The sequence below is a fragment of the Streptomyces sp. NPDC041129 genome (assembly GCF_055592265.1).
Genome location: NZ_JBVIYV010000008.1, coordinates 305,266 through 325,338, shown reverse-complemented (window position 1 = coordinate 325,338; position 20,073 = coordinate 305,266). Strand labels below are relative to the sequence as shown.

Annotated in this window: 11 protein-coding genes; all 11 read right to left on the bottom strand. The window is 74.8% G+C overall.

What is annotated here, in order from left to right; genetic code table 11:
- Window positions 1–59: 59 nt before the first annotated feature.
- Window positions 60–2,960 carry a hypothetical protein gene (locus ACZ6B1_RS25380; RefSeq protein WP_468781969.1) on the bottom strand — a complete coding sequence of 967 codons (2,901 nt, stop codon included), beginning with the start codon at window positions 2,958–2,960 and terminating at the stop codon, window positions 60–62.
- Window positions 2,957–6,679 (bottom strand): tubulin-like doman-containing protein, encoded by a 3,723-nt coding sequence (locus tag ACZ6B1_RS25375; RefSeq protein WP_468781967.1) that lies wholly within the window; start codon window positions 6,677–6,679, stop codon window positions 2,957–2,959. Before ACZ6B1_RS25375 ends, ACZ6B1_RS25380 begins: the two co-directional genes overlap by 4 nt.
- A 141-nt stretch (window positions 6,680–6,820) precedes the next feature.
- A complete protein-coding gene (locus tag ACZ6B1_RS25370; RefSeq protein WP_468781965.1) occupies window positions 6,821–9,091 on the bottom strand; it encodes a VWA domain-containing protein in 2,271 nt (756 codons plus the stop codon).
- A gap of 101 nt (window positions 9,092–9,192) precedes the next feature.
- Window positions 9,193–9,747, bottom strand: a complete 555-nt coding sequence (locus ACZ6B1_RS25365) for a Pycsar system effector family protein (protein WP_468781963.1) — start codon at window positions 9,745–9,747, stop codon at window positions 9,193–9,195.
- A complete protein-coding gene (locus tag ACZ6B1_RS25360; protein WP_468781961.1) occupies window positions 9,744–11,306 on the bottom strand; it encodes a hypothetical protein in 1,563 nt (520 codons plus the stop codon). Before ACZ6B1_RS25360 ends, ACZ6B1_RS25365 begins: the two co-directional genes overlap by 4 nt.
- Window positions 11,299–13,851: a hypothetical protein gene (locus ACZ6B1_RS25355; RefSeq protein ID WP_468781959.1), complete on the bottom strand. Its 2,553-nt coding sequence runs from the start codon at window positions 13,849–13,851 to the stop codon at window positions 11,299–11,301. The genes ACZ6B1_RS25360 and ACZ6B1_RS25355 overlap by 8 nt, the downstream gene beginning before the upstream one ends.
- Window positions 13,852–13,856: 5 nt before the next feature.
- Window positions 13,857–14,684 (bottom strand): nucleotidyl cyclase domain-containing protein, encoded by an 828-nt coding sequence (locus ACZ6B1_RS25350; protein WP_468781957.1) that lies wholly within the window; start codon window positions 14,682–14,684, stop codon window positions 13,857–13,859.
- A 108-nt stretch (window positions 14,685–14,792) separates the two neighbouring features.
- Complete coding sequence (locus ACZ6B1_RS25345; RefSeq protein ID WP_468782106.1) at window positions 14,793–15,515, bottom strand: Crp/Fnr family transcriptional regulator; 723 nt, start codon at window positions 15,513–15,515, stop codon at window positions 14,793–14,795.
- 330 nt (window positions 15,516–15,845) lie between these two features.
- Complete coding sequence (locus ACZ6B1_RS25340) at window positions 15,846–17,351, bottom strand: cellulose binding domain-containing protein (RefSeq protein ID WP_468781955.1); 1,506 nt, start codon at window positions 17,349–17,351, stop codon at window positions 15,846–15,848.
- A 232-nt stretch (window positions 17,352–17,583) separates the two neighbouring features.
- A complete protein-coding gene (locus ACZ6B1_RS25335) occupies window positions 17,584–18,903 on the bottom strand; it encodes a radical SAM protein (RefSeq protein ID WP_468781953.1) in 1,320 nt (439 codons plus the stop codon).
- Between the two features lie 113 nt (window positions 18,904–19,016).
- The gene (locus ACZ6B1_RS25330; protein ID WP_468781951.1) at window positions 19,017–20,024 is read right to left on the bottom strand and encodes a hydroxyacid dehydrogenase; all 1,008 of its coding nucleotides are present in this window, start codon (window positions 20,022–20,024) and stop codon (window positions 19,017–19,019) included.
- Between the last annotated feature and the right edge of the window lie 49 nt (window positions 20,025–20,073).

The following is a 20,073-nucleotide window of genomic DNA, read 5'->3' as shown; positions in this document are numbered from 1 at the left end:
GTGCGCGTGCACCGGGCCGTACCCGTGCACGGGCATGCGGCCGGGGTGCGGGGTGCGGGTCACCAGCGGTCGCCGTCCCCTCGGTCGTCCGGGTCGGGACGGTCGTAGGGGGGTGCTTGCTCGTACGGGGTCGCCTGCTCGTACGCCGAGGACGGCGGGTCGTACGCGTAGGAGTCCGCCCGGTACGAATCCGTCCCGTACGAATCCGTCCCGTCGTGGGCGTCCGTCCTGTCGTAGGAGTCCCGCCGGTCGTAGGAGTCACGCCGGCCGTAGGAGTCCTGCCGGACGGAGGGGCACGGGCGGTCGTACGGGTTCCTCGGCTCGTCCGGGGTTCGGCGGCCGTACGGGTCCGTGCCGTCGTCGGGGCCTGCGCCGTAGCGGGGCCGGACGGTGTCCACCACGCCCATCCGCAGCGGGGTGAGCCGCACCAGGCCGGCGTACCGCCCCGAGGAGGTCCACAGGACGTCCTCCGGCTGGGCCGAACCGCTCGACCGCCACGCCTTCTCCACCTCGTCGCGCACGGCCAGCGGCGCGAACCTGAGCCACACGGCGGCCGCCGGGTCGCGGCTGAGCAGCGTGCCCTGTTCGGGCGAGGACAGTTGCACCACGGACTGCCGGTCGGTCTCCGCGCCGACCAGTTCGGCCGGCCGGTGCGGGTCGGTGCCGAGCAGGTTCGCCGAGGTGGCGCGGACCCGTCGGGCGGCGGCGAACGGCGGTGCGGCCAGCACCCCGTTGTGCTGGAGGTGGCGGCGGGCCGTCGACAGCACTTCGCGGACCCGCTCCTCGGTGCGCCGCACGGCGAGGGCGCCGGCCTGGCCGCGTTCGACGGCCCCCCAGTACGGCTTCATCGCCTCCAGGGCGGCGTCCGTCAGATCGGCGGCCAGGGTGGCGACCAGCTCCGGGCCGCCCTCACCGCTGTCCCGCTCCAGCCAGCGCGGAACCCCCTTGGCACGGTCGCCGCGGGACGCGCCGGGAGTCCTCCCCCGGCTCTCCTCCGGCCCCTCGGCGTGCCGTTCGTCCCCGGCGGTCTCCTCCCAGGCGGGCCCGTCCTGCCAGGCCGGGCCGTCCTGCCAGGCGTACACGCTGGCCCAGTCGCCCTCCGCGTCGTCGGGACCGGCGTCGTCCGTCTCCAGGGCGGACGGGCCGGTGAGCCAGTCGTCCTCGGCGGCCGGGCCGGCGTCCGGCGCGGTGAAGGCGCCGGGCATCTCGGACCGCTCGGCCTCGGGCAGCGCCTCGGCCTCGGCGGCCGCGGCCGTCGCGCGCAGCATGCCGGCGACGGACCGGGCCGCGTCGGCGCAGTACAGGCGCTCCTCGACGGCCCAGTGCTCGCCGACCGCCTCGGCCAGCAGGGCGTCGAGCCGGTCCAGGGTGTGCCGCAGCTCGGCCGTCGTACGGCCCGGCGCCCAGGCGGCGGCCGCCGTGCGCCACAGCCGGCGGACCGTCTCCACCGCGACGCCGGACCCGGCCACCAGAGCGGCGCCGCCCAGCAGGGGCGGGGGTCCGGCCGCGTACGCCACGGCCACCCCGGCCCCGGCGCCCGCGAACGCGGCCACGCGCGGGGCGACGGCCCAGCGGCCGGGGCGTCCGGCACCGCGCAGCCGGGCCTTGCCGAGTTCCGCCATGCCGACGAACAGCAGGGGGATAAGGAGCGCCAGCGGGGTGAACGGTCCCCGCCACAGCGCGCCTAGCAGCCCGGCGGCGGCCGCGAGCGGGGTGGCGACCAGGAGGCCGGGCACCGCCGCGCCGTCCGCCGTGCCGGACCGCCGCGCACCGGCACCGGTGGCGGCGGCGCCCGTGCGCGCGTCGCCGCGAGCGCCGGGAAGGGCGGTCAGCCTGGGCAGCAGCGCCGAACCGGGAACCGGCTCCACCCGCCCGGCCAGTCCGGTGAACCGCTGGGCCACCGACCGCATGGGCAGTGCCTGGCCGAGCAGTTTCCCGGCGAACTCCCTCAGGCCCTCGCCGATCCGCTCCCCGATGCCCTCGGCGGACGGCACCCGCAGGCCGAGGGCCGTGAGCCGGGCCGCCGACTCGGCGGGGGACGCGGTCGCGCCGCCGCTGCGCAGCGCGGTGCCGACGAGGTCCCGGTACTCGTCCAGCGCCCGGCGCGCCTGGTCGACGTCCGCCTCGAACGCGTCCCGGCGGCCGGGCCGCAGCAGCCCGGGCAGGCTCCGCAGCCCGGCCAGCGAGTCCTCGGCGTGGTCGAGGGCCTCCGCGCAGGCGCGGTGGGCGTCGTCGGCCACCCCGCCGGGCTCCCGGTGCCGCTGGTCCCGGCCGCCACGGGCCGCCACCAGGCGGCGCAGCGGCTCGGGCAGATCGGCTCCGGAGGAGGCGGTCAGCAGCACGTCCGGCGCGAGTTCGGTGTCCTCGCCCGCGAACCGGGTGAGCGCGTCGCGCCAGGCCCGGTCGCGCACCTCGGGCGGCAGGTCCTGCTCGAGCAGCCGCACGCCGGGCGCGGCGACGGCCTCGGGCAGCGACCCGATCGCCCCCAGCACCCCCCGGTAGAGGTCGGGCACCGACAGCACGTCGACCAGGACCGCCAGCGCGTCCGGGTCGTCGGCGGCGGGCTGCTCCAGCGCGGTGTGCGCCGAGCGCAGGTCACCGGCCCACAGCAGCCCGGTGCCCGAGGTCCGCAGCACGGCGGGCCGCACCAGCCTGCGGTCGGGCTGGAACGCCTCGTCCTCGCCGGCGTACGAGCCCGGCGCGCTGCCGACCAGCAGCACCAGGAGCCTGACCTCGCCCACCGCCCGGTAGCCGGTGAGCAGTTCGTACTGGAGCTGGTGGTCGGTCAGCCCGGCCGGGGTGTCGACCACCAGGAAGAGCGGGTCGTCGGGTTCCGGCAGCCCGGCCCGGCCCAGTTGCCGGGCCACCCGGGCACGCAGGGCGGGGGCGCTGTCCAGCTCCGCCGCGCCCGCGCGCAGGTCCAGGTGGACGACGGCTGCGAAGTCCTGAGCGGTGCTCACTGCGCGTCACCGTCCCAGGGGTTGCGGCGGGACCGGTCGCGCTCGTCGCCGCCGTCGTACGTTCCCGGGCCCGCGGAGTCGTCCCACGGCACCGTCGGCGCGTCCTCGCGGCGCGGCCGTTCCTCCGCATCGCTCCCGGCGGGGGAACGGTCGTCCCGGCGGGCTTCCCGTTCGCCCCAGGGCTCGCGGCCCTCGTCGTCGGTGCCGCGCCGGCCGCCGCGGTCCTCGCCGTACGCCCGCTCGTAGCCGCGCCGGCGGGCGCCCTGCGGGTCGGCCCAGCCCTCGTCGTCGTCCTTGCGGAGCCGGGCGCCGCGGTCCTCGGCGCGCCGCCGCTCGTCGCCGTACGCCCCCTCGTCACGGTACGGGCTCTCCTCCGCGTACGGGCGCTCCTCCGCGTACGGCCGGTCGTAGCCGCGCGGGCGGGTCCCGTCGCCGCCGTCCCGGTCCTCCCGGTCGGCCGCTCCCCGGTGGGTGTCGTAGGAGGAGACGGGGGCGGTGCCCCAGTCGTCGTCTTCGGTGGCGGCACGCCGGGGCCCGGGGACGTCCCCGCTGCCCCGGGGCCGCCCGGGCGCTCCGCCGCGCACGTGCTCCAGCAGGGTACGCAGGGTCGGCTGGACGGCTCGCTGGTCGCCGAACTCCTTGTCCAGCGCGGCCGGCAGGGTCTCCGCCCAGAACTCCCACAGCGGCCGCACCCAGCCCTCGACCCGCTCGCCGCCGCGCTCCCGGCGGTCGGCCAGCAGCTCGAGCTGGCGCGGGGCGATCTTCTCGACCAGGTCGACGAAGAGCGGATGCGGTTCGCTGCCGGTCCGGGCGAGACCCAGCGGCTGCGCCCCCATCAGCTCACGGCAGTAGTCCTCGACGGTCCGCTCGTCGTCGAGGACCGTCCAGCGCTCGTACGACCGCAGCAGCTCCGCCCAGCTCGACACCCCGCCGGGGAAGTCGCCCAGGCGCAGCCGGACGCCGGGCACGTTGGGGCCCGCCTCGGGGAACAGCCGCAGCCTGACCCGCTCCGGGGAGGCCGGGTCGCCGTCCACCACGTCCACCTGGCCGTTCCACATGCAGCACAGCAGCCGGTGCAGGATGGTGCGCCGGTCCTCCTCGCTGCTGACCATCCAGCTGTCGCGGTGGCCGAGGCGCTGACGCCAGCGCAGTACGTCCTGGGCCTGCTCGGACTCCTTCGCCCGGGCCCACTGGCGCAGCACCTTGCGGGCCTCGGGCACCTGGGTGAGGCTCATCTCGCTGCGGAAGAGGACGACGGTGATCGAGTCGCTCTCCACCGCCCGGTACTCCACGTGGTTCTTCGCGTCCGAGGGCAGCCGCAGTGTCTTGCCGAGGTACTCCTGCACCTCCTCCGCGGCCTGCACCCGGGGGTGGGTGACCAGGACCCGCAGCGGTCCGGTGCCCTCCGGGGTGAACCCGACGGGCAGCAGCCCGGCGAGCTTGCGTCCGAACAGGTCGAGGGCCTCCTTGCTGACCTGGTCGGTGGCATCCTGGTCGCCCGCCGCGGCGGACAGCAGGGTTCCCATGGCCGGCAGCAGCGGCCGCTCCTCCAGATGGGTGCCGCTCTCGGCGAACAGCCGGGTGATGCGGGCCTCGAGCTGTCCCTTGACCTGGGCGACGGCGCCGTCCGGGTCGCGGCGGCTGCGGGTGTGGACGCGGCGCCAGGTGTCGCCGTCGACCAGTTTGAGCAGCAGAGCCGCCTCGTAGTCGGTCTCCCTGAGGCCCTCCCGGCGGATCAGCCGGGCGACCACGTCCTCGTAGAAGTGGTTGATGGTGCGCTGCGGCGGCAGCAGGTAGGAGATGCCGGTGCGGTCCTCGTACAGCTCGTGGCCCTTCTGCGCGGAGGCCTTGCGCTCCTGGTCGCCGTGGCTGCGGAAGGCCCGCACCAGGCGGTCCAGGTCGGCTCCGGCCGCGTCCGCGTGGGGCTGCCAGACCTGCTGCTGATCGCGCCAGGCCTCGTGCCAGATCAGCCTGCAGCGCCACTCGTACCAGGCGTCCTGCTCCCGGATCGCGGCCTGGACGGCCTCGTCGCCCCAGCGGGCCGGCGCCATGCCGGCCAGCTGTCCCTTGATCCGGGGGATCTTGGGCGGCTGCTCAGTGACCCCCGCCGGGCGCTGCGGGGCGCGCGCACGGCTGTCCAGCATGCCGAGGAAGCCGAGCCGGACGATCCCGTGATCACTGTCGGGTATGCCGCGCACGACGCGTTCGGCGAGGAAGGGGTCGGCGCTCTGCAGCAGCTTCTCGATGGCGGGGCGCGGGGCGAACCGGTCGGCCATGACGGCGGCCTGGTGCTCGGCGTCCGCGCGCAGGGCGGCCAGCTGTCGCTGCATGTCGCCGATGCGCTCTCCCAGCGCCTGCTCGACGTTCTTGCCGCCGCGCGGCAGCGGTTCGGGCTCGGGCACCGGCAACTGCCGTCGCTCCCAAAGCTCTTCCAGGTGGGAGTCGGCGAAGAGCTGCCGGATCATCAGCACGCCGTTGTCGCCGCGCAGGGCGGCTCTCGGCCGCTCCACCAGCTCGGTGACCGCCTCGCGCAGCATCCGGCCGGCGACCAGGTCGGCGAGCTGGTCCATGGGCGCGGTCATGGAGGCGACCAGGCTGGTGGAGACGCCCTGCCGGCCGATGCCGGTCGGTGACAGCGAACTGCGGGCGACACCACGGTTGATGAAGCTCGCGGAGAAGGTCTGGTAGTCGTCGTCGGCGGCCGTCTTGCGGCCCCGGGAGCGGCCGTCGCCCAGCTCGGTGCCGATCAGCGACATCATCAGGGAGACGATGGAACGGCGCAGGTCGTCGGCGCGGATGCCGGCGGTGGGGCTGAACAGGAACGCCGTGGGGAGGATTCCGGTGCGCAGCCGCACCGGGGTGGTGCCCGGGTAGCGGATGGCGAAGCCGGCGTCGTGGTCGAGGTCGCCGATCTCGGCGCCCTCGGTGGGCGCGTTCTGCCGGTCCACCAGCCGGAACAGGTCCACCAGGGCCCGGGCCGCGTTGAGTTCCGCCTCGCGTCCGCCGCCGGTGGCGGCGGAGAACGAGGACGGCATCACCACCAGCGGGTAGATCTTGACGCCGTCGAACCGCCGCACCTGGAACGCGTAGTTGATGAGGTGCAGGTAGTCCAGGAAGATCCCGGCGCCGGTGCCGCCGGCCACCGAGAAGGCGACGAACACGTCGCAGCCGCTGACCCTGCCGCCGCCCAGCTCACTGAGTTCGCCCGCCGACTTGGCGATGGCGTCGATCGCCTGCAGCAGGGGCTCGAGGACGGGGTTGAGGCCGTGGCGGAGCGTCGCGAACAGGGCGGCGCGGCCGACGGTGGGGAGCTGGCCCGCACCGTTGTGCAGCGGGGTGACCTCGGGCTCGCCGATGACGGGGGGGAGCCAGCCGGCCACCTCCTCGCGCATGCTGGCCCGGAGCATCTTGGTGACTTCCGGTGAACTGTCGAAGTTCGGCAGCAGGTGGTGGGTGGCACGGGACGTACGGGCGTACGCGGCGCGCAGCGAGGGGTCCACGTTGAACTGCGGCAGCCGCTGCAGGTCGGTCTCGCTGTAGTCGGCGTAGACGAACTGGAGGCAGTCCGGCAGTTGGTAGGGGGCCTGGCCGCTCTGCCGGGTCAGTGCCATGCCGTCCGGCCCGCACAGATCGGTGCGCAGTCTGCGTTCGAGTTCGGCGCCGACCAGTCCCCCGGTGCCGCCCAGGCCGACGAAGAGCATCGGCTGGAAGATCTTCATGGTTTCCTCCCCGCTCGCGGCCGGGGCGGCCGCGGGTTCGTGCTGGGAACTTCTGCGTGGTGCGTACGGCCCGGTGGCCGCGGTGCGGTGCGGTACGCCGGGCGGGCGGGGGGCGATCGGGCTCCCCGCCCGCCCCTGGCGTCATTCGTAGGAGCTGTAGGCGCTGGGGGTGCTGCTCTCGGGGGTGCCGGGCTCCGGGCGGGGGCGGGGTGGCTGACGCCTGCCGCGCTTCGGCTTCGGGGGGCGTTTGTCCTCGCCGAGGGCCAGTTGCAGGTTCTCGGTCAGCGGGACCGGGCCGCGGACGGGCACCAGGGTCCGGCCACCGCCCTTCCTGCGCAGGACCGCTCCGCCGCCCTTGGGGTTGCGCTGGACGGCGTACGGGCCGTGGGGGCGCCGTTCGATGCGGGGGCTGCGGTGGGGTTCGGCGACGGTGAACTCGTACCACTGCTTCTGGCCGTGCCCGGCCTGGTGCTCGGAGAGGACGCTGCCGTCCTCCGCGACCAGTTGGAGTGTCAGGCCGTACGGGTCCTTGGCGCCCCGCCTCTGACGCACCCAGGCCACGGCCACCAGGGCCAGCACCACCAGCAGGGCGAGGGCGCCCAGGATCACCCACTTGTACTTGTCCCAGAAGCCCGGCTCGGGCGTCACCCGCACGGAGAGCGGGGCGCGTACCAGGGTCCGGTCGTGGTCGGTGGTGTCGGCGACGGTGACGGTGCCGGCGAGGTTCAGCCCGTCGTCGCCGAGGCGGTCGCCGAAGACGCCCGCGGGGGCGACCTCGACGGTCACCTTCCGGGTGCCGGACGCGCCGGGCGCGAGGGTGATCCGCTCGGGGCCGACGGAGAGCAGCCCGGGCTGGAGGTCGGCCACGGCGAGCCGCAGGGTGTGTGCGGTGCCGCTGGTGTTGCGCACGGCCAGGGTGCCGCTGATCCTGGCGCCCGGGTGGACGTCGGCGGCGGGCAGGTCGAGCGAGGTGGTGACGGGCAGTTGGCCGGGGGCGACCTCGCCGGTCTCGCTGCGGGTGTCGGCGCTGAGTCCGGCGGCGGTCAGCGTGGCGCTCACCTTCAGGGCGCCGTCGGCGTCCTTCGGGACGCGGACGGAGCCGGTGAAGGAGCCGTCGCTCGCCGTGGGGTCGGCCGTCCTGCCGTCGTCGGTGAGGTCCAGCTTCAGCGGGGTGAATCCGTCGCCGGTGAGCGCGCTGCGCACCCGCAGCCCGTCGTAGTCACGGGGGTCCTTGATCTGGTAGCCCTCGCGGGTCTGCAGCCGCATGGTCACCTTGACCTCGTCCCCGGCCTGCGGGGAGGGCGGGTCCATGGTGATGGCGCCGCGCAGCTCGCCCTGCCACAGCACGCTGACGGAGACGGGCAGCGAGCGGTGTCCTTCGGGTGCCTCGGCCTTCACCTTCCAGGGTCCGGGCAACGGGTCGACGATCTTCAGCGCCTCCACCACACCGCTGCCGCCGGCCAGTTCGAAGGACGACTTGCGGTACTTCCCGTGCGTGGGCACCTTGTTGCCGTTGGGGTCGTAGTACGTGATCTCGACGGCGGGGTCGCCCTTGTCGACGACGATGCTGCCGACGGTCGCCAGCGGGGAGATGGCGACCTCCTGGGTGGACGGCGGCCGTTTCGGGTCGGGTCCGGGCTCGTGCCGCAGGCAGTGGGCGGCGGCGAAGATGTCCTCGAGGGTGGTGCCGAGGGCCGCCGGCTCGACCTTCTTGGGCGCGGGGGTCGCGGACGGCAGGTCGACGCACCCCTTCTGGTATCCGCCGGCGGCCATCCGCTTCAGCTCGTCCATGCGCGGCTGGTCCCCGAAGCCGAGCGGCCACACCTGCACGTGCTCGTCCCGGGCCTCCTTCAGTGCCAGACCGAGCTGCCGGTCGCCCTCGTCGTCGCGGTGCGCGGGGTCGCCGTACTTGGGGCTGTCGCTGACGTCCATGTAGCCGTCGGTGAGCAGGAACAGCACACGGGGCTGGGACGGGTCGGTGCCGTCGGTGAGGTCGTGCACGCCCTGGCGTATCGCGCTCGGGAAGTCGGTGCCGGTGCCCTGGCGCTTGGTCCGGCCGCGCAGCTTGGTGACGCAGCCGCCGATGGTGTCGCGGCCCGCCGCGTCCAGCGCGGTCCGCGGGCACACCGGGTCCACCGCGCGCTGGCCGTCGGACTCGGCGGCGGCGAAACCGAAGACGGTGACATGGGACTGGGAGGAGACGTCGCCGAGCGCGATCCGGGCGGCGGCGGCCTTCTCGGCCTTCATGTCCTCGGCGGCGAGGCTCGCGGACTCGTCGACGGCCACGGCGTAGTTGACCGCCGGGAACGCCGGCCGCGTGTCCGCCGCCGGCGCCGGGTCGTGACCCGGTGGTGCCAGGAGGGCGCCGGACAATGCGGCCCCCGCCAGCGCCGCGACCGCGGCGCGGCGCATCCCGCCCCATCGCGCTTGCCGTCTTCCCGTGACTGTTTCCACGGCGGTCCCCTGATTCCTCGTTCGTTTCTGCATGGAGTGCTCGGTGCTGGCGAACCCGCTCAGCGCGGGGTCAGGCCCCAGGCGAGGGCCAGCGCCGCCGAGAGGGCGAGCGAGCCCATGCCCCAGCGGATGGCCCGGTACTTGGCGGACAGGATCGAGCTGACGTCGACGGCCTGGACGAGCAGCCAGCCGGCCGGGTCGCGCCCGGCCTCGGCCACCCGGGCGGCCAGCCCCGCGAGGTCGCGGGCGGCCACCAGGTCACCGAAGTACGTGACCCCGTCCCGGCCGCGGTGGGTGCCGGTGCGCGGCATCACGGCGGCGACCAGCGCGATCACCGCGCCGGCCCAGAGCACCGCGGCCAGGACCAGCGTCACGTCGGCGGGCCCGCGCCAGTCCGGCGCGCCGTGCCATCCGAGCAGGAAGGCGGGCAGCGCGAGCGTCCCGGACAGCAGCACGGCGGCCTTCGAGTCGGCTCGTCCGAGGTCTTCGCGGATCGTGTCGAGCAGTCGTTCGGCGATGCGCTCCCCCGCCCCGTCGTGGCTGTGCCGACCCCCGTCCGGCACGAGCACGACCGGGGCGGGGGAGGTCCTGGCGGCCTCGTCCTCGGCGGTCATCCGTCCTCTTCCGCCCAGGTCCAGCCGTCGTCCCGCGGGCGCCTGCGGCCGCGCGGCGGCTCCCGGTCGTAGTCGTCGGCCGGGTAGTCGTCGGCGTGGTCCGGCCGGTACGTCCGGCCGCGCGACGGCTCCCGGTCGTAGTCGTCCGGCGGGTAGGGCTCGGGGCGCCGCGCGCGGCCCCGGGCGGGCTCCCGGTCGTAGTCGTCCGCCGGGTAGGGCTCGGGGCGGTAGGTCCGGCCCCTGGACGGCTCGCGGTCGTAGTCGTCCGCCGGTTCCAGCTCGGGCCGGTGCGTCCGGGCGCGCCGGCGCTCCTGCTCGTAGTCGTCCGCCGGGTAGGGCTCCGGCCGGTACGTCCGGCCCCGCGACGGCTCCCGGTCGAAGTCGTCCGCCGGGTAGGGCTCGGGGCGCCGGTCGCGGCCCCGGGCGGGCTCCCGGTCGTAGTCGTCCGCGGGATCGGGCTCGGGCCGGCGGCGGGGGCGGGAGGGCGGTTCGTCCGTGACGGTGCCGTCTTCCCGGTGGGCTTCGGCGCGGTGCACCTCACGGGTGGACTCGGTGCGGTAGGTCTCGGTCCGGTAGGTCTCCGCGCGGTGCGACTCGGCCCGGTGGGACTGCCGCCGGGGCGGTTCGTCCGACACCCAGTCCGGGGTGAACGGCCCCTCGGCGGCGGGTTCGAGCTCGCGCGGCTCCCGGCGGGCCGGCACCGCGCCGATGGGCCCCTGGAGCGGGCGGCGCTGGTCCTGGTTGAGCAGGTTGAGGACCTGTGTCTCCACGTCCGCGGCGTGCAGCTCGCCCCTGAGCGCCATGGTGTAGAGCCGGTCGACCCGCTCCCGCTCGTCCTGCCGGCCCTCCTGGCGGATCTTCTCCAGGAAGTCCTTGGCGCCCTCGGGGTCGGCGGCCAGCATGAAGCTGAGCTGCTCCAGCTCACCGCCCTGCAGCATGCGCCGGAACGAGTCCTGGCGGACCCGGGTGACCTCGGCGTCGGCCTGCGCCCCGCGCCGCTGTTTCGCGTACTCGATGGCCTCGTCGTTCACCCCGAGGCGGACGTACAGCCTCACCCGCAGGCCGAGTTCAGCGCCCAGGTCGCTCCAGCGGCCGCCGACGCACTCCCGGGTGATGACGCGGTTGGCCTGTTCGGCGTCGGTCACCCGGTAGGTCAGGGTGATCTCGCGCAGCCGTTCCAGCACCGGGGAGGTGAGCCGGGCCGCGACATCGGTCACGACCTGGACGGCGGCCAGATAGGGGTCGGTCACCTCCCACTCGATGTCCACCTCGGCCTTGAAGAAGCTGGTGCCGCCGGCGGCCGGCAGCTCGAGCTGGAGCGGCGAGACGTGCGTGCCCTGGGCGATCTCGCAGACGTTGTACGGCCGCGCCAGAGTCCGCTTGTCCACGTGCCGCACCCCGGCGACGGTGATCACGCTGTAGCCACCGTTGCGGTAGAACAGCACCGAGGCCTTCTGCGCGCTCGCCGCCGGGAAGGCGCCGAGCGGTGCGTACTCCCGCAGGAACGGTCCCGCGGGTACCTGGCCCCCGGCCGCCGTCTCGTCCTCGTCCTCAGCCATGCCTGTCCTCCTCGCGGGTCCTCTCCCGGCGCGTCCGGTCCCGGCGGTCCGGCCGCCGCGGCGTGACGGCGAGCCACCACAGGTCGCGCGCCCGCGCGTCGGGGAGGGGGTTCTCGGGGTCGTTCATCATGTGGCGCAGCAGCCAGTCCAGCCGCCGCTGGTCGTGATCCTCGGTGGCCAGTGCGGGCAGCAGTGCCGCGAGCCCCGGCCGGGTCCACTCGGTGCCGTCCTTGCGGACGGCGGACCGCAGCAGACGTTCCAGCGCGTCCATCGCCACGTCCCGGGCCCGGGCCGTGTTGAGCGCCGTCCACATCAGGTCGGCCATGGGGCCGACGAGTTCGGGGCGGGTGGCTGCCAGGGCGAGCGGCAGCGGCCAGTCGCCCCGGTCGGCCAGGGGTGCGTCGGGGTCCTCCGTCAGCACCTCGTCCACCGTGGTCAGCGACAGCCGCACGGTGGTCACGAGGCCCAGGTCCTGGTACGGCTCGCGCTTGTGGTGGGTCCACTCGGCCATCCGCGCCAGCACCTGGTCCGCGTCCGGCAGCGCCAGCAGCCGTACGACGTTGAAGGAGGCGACCGCGAGCTGGTCCCCGTCGTCGCGGACCCCGATCCTGGCCAGCGTGTCCAGCGTGTCGTCCATGGTGGCCGCCGCGTTGCCGTAGCCCAGCGCCATCGCGGCCGTCCAGCGCAGCGCCTTGGTGCCGTTGCGGCTCCAGTCGCCGACCAGCCGGTGCACGGTCCCGCGGTGGGTGTCGTGGCCGGCGGCCTGGTCCAGGGTGGTGGCCGCGAAGATCCTGCGGCGGGGCGTGGCCGCTTCGGCGAGCGGCCGCACCAGCTCGGTGTAGCCGAAGTCGAAGTCCCGTACGCACAGTTCGCCGGCGGCCACCGCGGCGCGCATCCACACCTGGGAGCGCGGATCGTCCGCGAGCAGCCTGAGCCAGCGCACCACCGGCGCCCGGACCGGGAAGTGCCGGTCCCACAGCTCGGTCAGGACCGCCGAGGGCAGGGCGGTGCCCCGGTACCAGATCAGCCGGGCCGGGACCTCGCCGCCGGCCACCTCGACCCGGCCGTCTCGCACCTCGGCGCGCGAGAGCGCCAGGTCGGCCTCCGGGTCGTCGCAGAACAGCGGGCGGGCCGGGGTGTTGTCGGGGTCGCACTGGACGGACAGTTCCCAGGTCAGCAGGTGGGCGGCGGCGGCCACCGCGCTGTGCGAGGCGCCGCCGAGCACGGCCAGGGCGATCCGGAACGCCACCGGGTGGAACAGGGTCGCCGTGTCCGGGCGCCCCGCACCGGTCCCGGTGGCGGCGGGCCGTGCCGTCAGTGCCCGGTCCACGCCGGCGAACCACTCCTGGACCTGGCTCGCGGCCAGGCTCCGGCAGCCGGCCAGCAACTCCTCGTAGGAGATGTCGCCGAGCACATGGCCGGCCAGCAGGGACGCGAGCAGTTCGGCCTCCGCCGGGCGCAGGTCCTTCAGCCCGACTTCGCTCTCCACCTCCTCGCGGGCCCACAGTTCCTCGGCTCGGTCCAGCAGTTCGGCCGGGCCGGGGCCGTCGTCCGGTGCCGTGGCCGTGTGGCGCTCCAGCCGCTCCAGCAGCCGGGTGCGCAGCAGTTCGTGGGTGGGCGCGGGCGGGCAGAGCATGCCGTACCGGCCGGCGAGCAGCGCGTTGGCGGCAGATCCGACGGTGACGACGATCACCGCGTAGGCCTCGCGGCGGTCCAGGGCCGCGGCGAGCTCGTCGAGGTCCATCTCGGCGGGCGGCAGCGCGCCGGGCCGGGTCAGGGACAGCTCCAGCAGGTAGCCGGTGCCGCTCGGGGTCTCCTCGCCGTCGCCGCGGGAGTGGTCCAGCGACTCGGCGAGCTGCCGCACGCCGCCGTCCGGGTCGACCCGCCGCACCCGCGATCCGGTGCCGGGTTCCGGGTCGGCGCCGTTGGCCGACGCGGTGGTGACCTCGTCGAGGAGGGAGAGCGCCGTACTGGTCCGCCCGGTGCCCGGAGCGGCACCGAGGACCAGCAGCCGGCGGGCGCGCAGCGCGTTGCGCAGCCGTGTGTAGCCCTCCGGCTCCACGTGCACCCGGCGCAGCCGGCGCAGTTCCTCGTCGGGCACGGGCCCGCTGCGCACGCTCCCGCCGGACCGGCGGGCGTCCAGACGGAGGTTGATGTCGCCGATGTGGGCGCTGCCGAAGTACGAGCGGTCGAAGCTGGTCAGGTCGCGGCCGACGTCGAACAGCAGCCGGGTGGCGCGGCGGGCCCGCGCGGCGGCGGCGAGGTCGGTGGGGCCGTCCTCGTTCTGCTCCGCGGCGAGGGGGTCGCGGGTGTACTCCTTGAACCGCCCGGCGGCGCGCTCCCGTTCGCGTTCGCGTTCCTTCTCCCGCTCGGCGGCCTCGTCCTCGGCGTCGTCGTCCTTGCCGGGCCTGCCGTCGGCCTTGCCGTCGTCGTCGCGGGCCTGCTCGTCGTGGCCCTTCCTGTCCTCGGGTTCGGGCGAGCGGTCCTGGCCGGGGTTGTCGGGGGCGTCGTCGGCCGGGGCGTCCGGCTGCTTGTCGTCGCTCATGCGCCTCAGCCCTTACGCCGCTCGTCGTCGCGGTCGGTGATCCGGCCGATGTGCACGGGCTGCTGGTAGACGTTGTCGTGGTGCTCGGACATGTCGCCGTGCACGGTGTACTGGTGGCCGGACGGGCGCTCGCGGGCCGGGCCGGACGGCGGCGGGGCGGCGTCGGTGTCCGGTGCCGGACCGGGGCGCCCCGGCCGCGGCGCCTCGGCGGCGGCCCCGGACGGGGTGTCGCCGGGGATCTCCGGGGCGGGCAGGCCCGGCAGATGGCACCAGGCGGTGACTTCGCCCTCCTTGAGCCGCAGCCGGGCCCGCGAGTACTGCCCGGGCTCGATGAACTTGCCGCCGCCGCTGACCACGTCCTCGTACAGGGACTGCGAGGTGACCAGGACCAGGTCGGCACCGTTGGCGTCGAGGATGCGGCGGGCGACGGCGGAGTCGGCCAGCCGGCAGGCCAGGTCGACCGCGCGTCCGCTGATGCCCCGGGCGTCGTGCCGGACCGGGCCGACGTGCATGCCGATGCGCAGTCCGAGCGGCACGCGCAGACCGCGGTTCTCGTCCCGCAGTTTCTCGCGCACCTCGACCAGCCACAGGCCGAGCAGCCGGCTCACCGCGATGCGTCCCGTGACCGCCACGAGCACACCGTCCCCGCGGTCCTCCAGGTGGAGGGCGTCGCGGGGCACCGAGGCGTGGGTGAAGGCCGTCTCCAGCACCCGGTAGATCCGGGCGCGCATCCGCGGCTTGTCGACGTCGTCGTACTCCCCGGACCGTCTGGCGTCGACGCTGATCACCAACTCGTAGTGTTCCTCGGTGATTTCCGGTGCGTCGTGGTTCACCCGTGCCCCCTGCGGTGCTGTGCGCTCGTAGATGCGGTGCTCGTCCCAACAGCGTCGGGCCCGGGACGCGGGGCCGTCTGTAGCCGTTTACACACGGCGGGCGGTGCGTTACTCGTGATGGCCGTCCGCGAGGAGGGCGAGCAGGGCCGGGTCGAGGATCTCGACCATCCGGTTGCCGGTGCGCACGATGCGCTGGGTGCGCAGCAGCCTGAGGGCCTTGGCGACGGCCTCCCGGGTGGCGCCGACGGTGGCGGCAAGCTCGTCCTGGGCCAGGTGCACGACGCAGCCGGCGGGCGGGAGGGCGGAGGGCCGGCCCGCCGCGGCGGGGGTGTAGGGGCCGGCGGGTTCGGCCGCGGAGAGTTCGCTGAGCCGGCCGGCCAGGCGCTGCAGGACGGTGAGGGAGGCGAGCGCGGACCGCTCCTGGTCGGCGCTGCGCAGCCGGAAGGTGAGCTGGCGTATCACCAGTCCGCTGACGCGGGGGTGCAGGGCGAGGAAGCGCCGGAAGGCGTCCCCGGATATGACCTGGGCCTCTGTCGGGCCGAGGGCGCGCACGGTGGCGCTGCGCGGATGCGGGTCCAGCGCGGCCATCTCGCCGAGCAGTTCACCGGGTCCGCGCAGGCCGAGTATCAGGCGGGTGGCGCCCCGGTCGGTGGAGACGGAGACGGTGACCCAGCCCTCGAGGAGGATCAGTACATGGCTGGACCGGTCGCCCTCGGTCAGGAGGTGGGCGTCGGGCGGGAAGTGCTTCCGGTTGCCGAGGGCCATGACGCCCTCGCGCTCCTGTGCGGACAGAGACTGCGCGAACGCCAGGTCATTGCCGAGCAGCCCCATGGCCACGCCCCCCGCCGCAGTGCCGATGGCCGGTTTTTCGATGGCGTTGATGGTGGCAGAACGCCGTTTTCGGGCGAGCGAATTGCGCCACATCGGGGGTACCGTCCGGTAATGACGGAACTGCCAGGTAGGTCGTCCGGACAGCGCGCGTCCAGGGCACGGACCGGCCGCCGGGCGCGGCGGCGTGCGGCTCCTCCGGCCGCCGGCGTCGATCGACCAGGACGAGGTCAGACCCCCCTGAGGGTGACACCTCGCATAAATGCGCCAAGTCGGCGAGCGGGGGGATTTGGCCAGAACTCAGGTTTTCTGACGAACGTGGCGCCGCGGATTTCAGCCTGCGGCGCAGGTCTCCCCGTTGAGCGTGAAGTCGTACGGTGTCCGGTTCCGGTCCCGCCAGGACGCGATGAAGCCGAAGGACAGCGAGGAGCGCGCGGCGACGGACCTGTTGTAGTCGGCGGCGGTGGCGGTGACCCGGGAGCCGTCCTGGTGGGCGGTCGCGTCCCACATCCGGCCGACCTGCTGGCCGTCGCGGAAGCTCCAGGCGACCTGCCAGCCGGTGAGGGCCTCGGCGGTGGTGACGGTGACGGTGGCCTGGAAGCCGTCGGGCCACTGGTCGACCAGGTCGTAGGCGACCCGGCAGGTGGGGGCGGGGGGGTCCGGGCGGGTGGGGCCGGCGCTGGTGGTGCCGGAGGCGGTGCCCTGGGGTTCGGGGTCGGGGTTCCCGGTCTCGTGCCGGGTCCGGGGAGCGGTCGCGGAGGGCGCGGTGGAGGCCGGTTTCCCGGGGCCGGAGTCCCCGGACGCCGATTCCCCGGGTGCCGGGGAGCCGCTCGTGACCGGGAAGGTGCCGGGGTCGACGACCGGCGGGCGGTTCTCCCGGGCCGCCGCCTCGTCGTCGCCGGAGCCGCCGAACGGCATCATCGACACTCCGAGCGCCAGGGCCGACAGCACGACGGCCGTGGCCAGCAGGCCGCCCCGCAGCGCCCGGCCGCGGCCCGCGCGCTCCTCCGAGTCGCCGCCGGTGCCGGCCGCGACCGGGCGGCCGGGACCCAGCCGGACCTCGGCGGCGCGCCGCCTGCGCTCCAGATAGGCGAGGCCGCCCCAGCCGACGACACCGCCGGCGATGGCCGCGGGCAGACCGCCGCCGTGCAGGCGCAGACAGGCCGCGGCCTCCGCGCACCGCGCACAGGTGGCGAGGTGCCGGGAGAGGTCGGCCGGCGTCTCGACGCCGGCCGACCGGGTCACCGCGTCCAGCAACCGGGCGTACGCGCGGCACTCCGCGTCCATCGGCGAGTCGAGGTGGGCACGGTGACAGCGGCCCCTGAACAGGCCCCGCACCTGGTCGAGTTCGCCGGCGACCGTGGCCGGGTCCAGGCCGAGCCGGCGGGCCACGGTGGGCAGCGGCAGCGCCTCCACCTCGGCGAGCCACAGGAGCGCGGCGTCCGACTCCTGCATGTCCCTCAGGCCCCGCAGCGCGACCGGCCGGCCCGGTGGCGGCCCGGCGAACCTCGCGGCCTGGCCGGAGTTGAGCCACAGCCGCAGGTCCGGGTCCAGCTTGTGTCCCTGCCCGCCCGCCTCCCAGCCCGCGGCCGTGTTCCGTACCGCGGTGAGCAGTTCCGGGATCGCCGGCAGCCGGCCCGGGCGCCGGCCCGGGCCGCGCCCGGGGACGGCGCCGGCGGCCCGCAGCCCGCGCATGCCCGACGCGAAGGCCTCGGTCGCGAGCTGATGGGCCGTCAGCGAGCCGGAGGTGCACAGGTCGGCGTAACTGAGCACCGCGTCCCAGCACTCCGAGAACAGCTCCGCCTCGATGGCGTCCTGGGGGGCCGGCAGGTCGGGCATGGCACTCCTGCATCCACGAGCGAGGTCAACTCACCGCATCAATAGGGGAGTTGGGGAAACCCCTCGGCGGGCAGGAGCCTTTCACGCCTCCGACAGAACTGACAAGCGCCATGTTCAGATCGAGTGATCACGACGTCGCGCGCCGTGACCGCGACCGGGCCCGCCACTCCCGCCTCTCATACGGACGCGGGCCCCGTTCCGCTCACCGTCCGGCCGGCCGCCCCCCGGCGTGTCAGACCTCCGCCGGCTCCTCGGCGGGCAGGCTGTCCATGAAGGAGCTGACGGAGAACACCGCCCGGCCCGGTCCGGGCTCGCCGTAGCCGGGCGGCGAGGAGAGCCCGAACTCGTCCATCGTGGCCCGGTAGGCCTCCAGCAGCCGGATGTGGTACTCCAGCGGCGCGCCCTGCGGGTTCGCCTTGCCGAGCGGGGTGGTGGGCTCCGGGCACCAGGTGGTGAAGCGGGGCGTGATGCCCTGCGACATGAAGAAGCGCAGGCCCTCGGTGGTGGACGCGATGGCCTCGTCGACGGAGGTGAAGCCGAACGGCTCGGCCATCTCCACACCCGCGACGAAGTTCGGGATCACGTTGCGCGCGCCGAAGACGTCGGCCGAGTCCAGGATGCGGCGGTGCCACTCGTCCCGGCCGACGTAGCGCTCCTTGCCGGGGCAGTACAGCTCGAAGAGCCGGCGGTCCCACACCTCGAAGTTGGGGTGGTAGATCTGCACCCCGTAGTCCTTGAACCGCTGCACGTCCGCCTTGGGCAGCGCCTGCGCGACGACCTTGCCGATCCAGCGGCCCGGGAAGCGCTCCTCGATGGCCTTGGCGTAGTGGCCGTAGAAGTCCGCCTCGTCGCGCCCGGCGACCGTCTTGGTGATGGCGCCGCCGGTGAGGGTGTAGGCGGTGGACGCCTTCTGGGTGTCGTACCGGTCGATGATCTCGAGGGCCTCGAGCACCTCCTCGACGTCCTTCACCCCGGTGTACGGCCGGCCGGCCGCCTTGTGCTGGCGCCAGTTGTGGTTGATGTCGCAGTACTGGCACTCCTCCTTGGCGCCGAAGTACTGGCAGACCCGGAAGACGGTCAGGTAGATCAGGTAGCCCCACTGGATGGTGGGGGCGACCTCCATCACGGACTTCCCGTTGGAGAGGGTGTGCCGGTAGTACTCGGGCATGGGCGGCACGCCGACGTCGGCGATCCGGCTGCCGTCGAGGTACAGGCCGAGCAGCCCCTCCTCGTCGGCGGCGACCCGGTACGGCGAGGCCGGATTCACCCGTACGGAGACGACGGTGCGCCGCAGGTCGTACGGGCCACCCGTGAGGATGATCTCCTCCGGGGGCCGGCGCAGCGCGGCCTCGCCCAGCTCGGGCAGGGTGCCGTGGTCGAAGGAGAAGATGAAGTACGACTTCGGCTTGACCTCGCCGCTCTCGTTGTCGCTGAGCGCGGAGGCGTCGAAGGCGACCCCGCCCCGGAGCAGGTCCTCCTTGAAGACGGCCTCCCGCGGCACATGCGGAAAGCGCTCCATCAGATCCTCGACCAGCGCGGTGCGGCTGCCCATCCGTCATCTCCTCCCGGCTCGGACATTCGGCTCTCACCGTATGCCCCCGTTCGCGCGCCGGCCCGGCCGGGTCCCCGTCCCGGCGCGCGAGCCGTCCCGGTCCGGCGGTGCCGTCAGGCCGTCCGCTCCAGGGCGGTGTGATCGACGGCATGCGCGAGAGGGTCCCCCGCCGTCAGCCGCGCCGCCTCCTCCACCACCGTCCGACCGAGCCGGGCGACCTCGTTGCCCTGCGAGCCCGCGAGATGCGGGGTCACGAAGGCGTTGGGCAGGTCGAACAGGGGCGAGTCGGCCGGCAGCGGCTCCGGGTCGGTGACGTCCAGCACGGCGCCGAGGCGGCCCGTGCGCAGCTCGGCCACCAGGGCGTCGTGGTCGACCAGGGCGCCGCGCGCGGTGTTGATCAGCACGGCCCCCGAGGGCATCTGGGCCAGTTCCCGGGCGCCGATCAGGTGCCGGGTCTCGGGGGTCTCCGGGGCGTGCAGGGTGACGATGTCGGAGCCGCGCAGCAGGTCGTCCAGCGGCAGCAGGGGCACGCCGAGCCGGGCGGCCCCGGCCGCGTCGGCGTAGGGGTCGGCGAGGCTCACCCGGAGGTCGTGGGGGCGCAGGAGCTCGATGACCCGGCGGCCGATGCGGGAGGCGCCGACGACGCCTACCCGGCGGCCGTAGTTGCCGATGCCGGGGAGGATGTCGCCGTAGGGGAAGGAGCGGCGGGTGCGCAGCAGGTCGCGGGAGGCGAAGACGTCCTTCCCGGCGAGCAGGATCATGGCGAGGGTGTACTCGGCGACGGGCAGGGCGTTGGCGGCGGCGGCCGAGGAGACGGCGATGCCGCGCTCGAAGACCTCCGGGGTGGTGAAGCCCTTGACCGAGCCGGCCGCGTGCAGCACCGCGCGCAGCCTCGGTGCCGCGTCCAGGGCGGCCGCGTCGAGGAGCGGGCACCCCCAGCCGGTGATCAGGATCTCGGTGCGGGCCAGCGCCTCCCGCACCCGGGGGCCGGTGAGGTCCTCCGCCACGAGCGCGGGGTCGATGTCGACGTGCTCGCGCAGCCCGGCGAGCACGTCCGGCGGGAAGACGCGCGGCACGTTGTGTGCCGTCATGGCGAACAGTGCCTGCGGACGCTCGGGCAACGAAGGGACCTTCCGTCTCGTCGGCGCGCCGATCGGGGGCGCCCGGACA

Excerpts from the sequence above, each read along its gene's own strand:
- ACZ6B1_RS25375 (WP_468781967.1), bottom strand. The coding sequence starts at position 6,679 with ATGAAGATCTTCCAGCCGATGCTCTTCGTCGGCCTGGGCGGCACCGGG.
- ACZ6B1_RS25370 (WP_468781965.1), bottom strand. The coding sequence starts at position 9,091 with ATGCGCCGCGCCGCGGTCGCGGCGCTGGCGGGGGCCGCATTGTCCGGC.
- ACZ6B1_RS25365 (WP_468781963.1), bottom strand. The coding sequence starts at position 9,747 with ATGACCGCCGAGGACGAGGCCGCCAGGACCTCCCCCGCCCCGGTCGTG.
- ACZ6B1_RS25360 (WP_468781961.1), bottom strand. The coding sequence starts at position 11,306 with ATGGCTGAGGACGAGGACGAGACGGCGGCCGGGGGCCAGGTACCCGCG.
- ACZ6B1_RS25355 (WP_468781959.1), bottom strand. The coding sequence starts at position 13,851 with ATGAGCGACGACAAGCAGCCGGACGCCCCGGCCGACGACGCCCCCGAC.
- ACZ6B1_RS25345 (WP_468782106.1), bottom strand. The coding sequence starts at position 15,515 with ATGGGGCTGCTCGGCAATGACCTGGCGTTCGCGCAGTCTCTGTCCGCA.
- ACZ6B1_RS25340 (WP_468781955.1), bottom strand. The coding sequence starts at position 17,351 with ATGCCCGACCTGCCGGCCCCCCAGGACGCCATCGAGGCGGAGCTGTTC.
- ACZ6B1_RS25335 (WP_468781953.1), bottom strand. The coding sequence starts at position 18,903 with ATGGGCAGCCGCACCGCGCTGGTCGAGGATCTGATGGAGCGCTTTCCG.